The organism is Mycobacterium sp., assembly GCF_047975165.1.
Taxonomy (GTDB): Bacteria; Actinomycetota; Actinomycetes; order Mycobacteriales; family Mycobacteriaceae; genus Mycobacterium.
On record NZ_JBKECZ010000108.1, the window covers coordinates 1 to 1,833 of the forward strand.

Consider the following 1,833-nt stretch of genomic DNA (forward strand, 5'->3'; position numbering starts at 1 on the left):
ACTTGCCGGCGTTTGTCGCTACCGGCGGTGGCGTAGATCTGTGCGCCCGCGGCGCGCGCGATCGCAATCGCCGCCTGACCCACACCACCGGTCCCGGAATGGATGAGCACCTTGTCCCCGGCCCTGATCCGCGCCAGATCCTGCAACCCGTACCACGCCGTCGCCGACGCCGTAGAGACCGCGGCAGCCTCAACATCGGTCAAACCCTCGGGAAGCACGGTGGCCAGCCGGGCGTCACAGGTGACGAAAGTGGACCAGCAGCCGTGCGGCGACAAACCCCCCACCCGGTCGCCGATGTTGAGATCGGCTACACCCGATCCGACCGCGGTCACCACGCCGGCGAAGTCGGTGCCCAACTGCGGCTGCTGCCCGTCGGCCGTCTGGTAGCGGCCGAAGGTGACCAGGACGTCGGCGAAGTTGATGCTGGACGCTTGCACGGCGACCTCGACCTCGCCGGGTCCCGGCGGTACCCGGTCGAACGCAGTCAACTCCAACGTTTGCAGGTCACCGGGAGTCCGGATCTGCAGGCGCATCCCGTCGCATTCGTGGTCGACGACGGTGGTCCGGCGGTCGTCCGGACCCAGCGGAGTGGGGCACAGCCGTGCGGTGTACCAGTCGCCGTTGCGCCAGGCCGTTTCGTCTTCACCGGACTCCGCCAGCAGTAGTTGCCGGGCCACCTGTTCGGCGTCGGTGTGCTCATCGACGTCGATATAGGTGGGCTTCAGATGCGGTTCCTCGGCGCTGATGACCCTCAGCAAACCGCGCAGGCCGCCGTGGTCGAGGTTGACGTCGTCGTCACCGAGTACCTTCTGGGCGTTGCGGGTGACGACGTAGAGGCGCGTGGTGAGGCCCTCGACACCGGACAGTTCCCGCCCGATGCGCACGATCTGCTCGACGGCCTCGCGACCCCGGACCGCGGTGCCATCCGCGCTCTGCGCACCCTCGCCGACGTCTGCGCCGGCATCGGTGAGCACGACGACACCGTCGAATACGTTGGCGTTCAGCAGGTCCCGGAGCTGGCCAACTTCGGCCCGGTAGTCGGCGCTGCGCGGCCAGGGCATCGCGGTGCTCAGGGCGTCGTGTGATTTCAGGGCGTCTACGAGTCGGCTCGCCGCGATTCCGCAGGTGCCGCTCGACTCGGTGGTGTCGGTGACATTGATCAGCAGCCAGTTTCCGGGTTCGGTCGCCGTGGTGTCGGGCAGCTCGTGTTCCCGCCATTCGATGGTCAGCAACCGTTCGTCCAGGAGGCGATCGCGCTCGGCCCCGGCCGGTGCGCCGGTGCCCAGCCGCAGACCGCGCACCGTCAGTAGTACCGCACCGTGCTCGTCGAGGACATCGATATCGGCGGACAGCTCACCGGCGCCGGAGTCCGGGCGGGTCACCGTCGTCAAGCAGTAGTGCGCATGCCGGGCCGGGCCGTAGGAACGGATCCGGCCCACGCCCAACGGCAACAGCAGGCCGGCGGCGTCGCGGATACCGGGGTGGGCCGCCACCGACTGGAAACAGGCGTCCAGCAGTGCCGGATGCACCACGTAGGCGCCCTGTTGCGACCGGATCGAACTGGGGACCGCGACCTCCGCCAGCACGGTGTCGGCATCATCATCGTCGCTATCGCTATCGCTATCGCTATCGCTATCGTCGCCGGCGACGTAGGCCGCGCTCAGGCCGGCGAATGCCCGGCCGTACTGGATACCCCGCTCATCGAACTCGTGGCGCAGGTCGTCGCCTTCCACCGAGATGCCGTGCTGTGCTCGCAGGGCTTCGATGTCGTGGGGGGCCGGGGGTTCGGCGGCGGCTTCCTGTGTGGTGAGTGCGTGCAGGATCGCCGTGGCC

At 68.6% G+C, this 1,833-nt stretch carries 1 protein-coding gene; it reads right to left on the bottom strand.

Annotated elements, in window-relative coordinates; all coding sequences use genetic code 11:
• A partial coding sequence (locus ACK5M9_RS11685; RefSeq protein ID WP_416893335.1) for a polyketide synthase dehydratase domain-containing protein occupies positions 1 to 1,833 on the bottom strand: 1,833 nt, incomplete at both ends.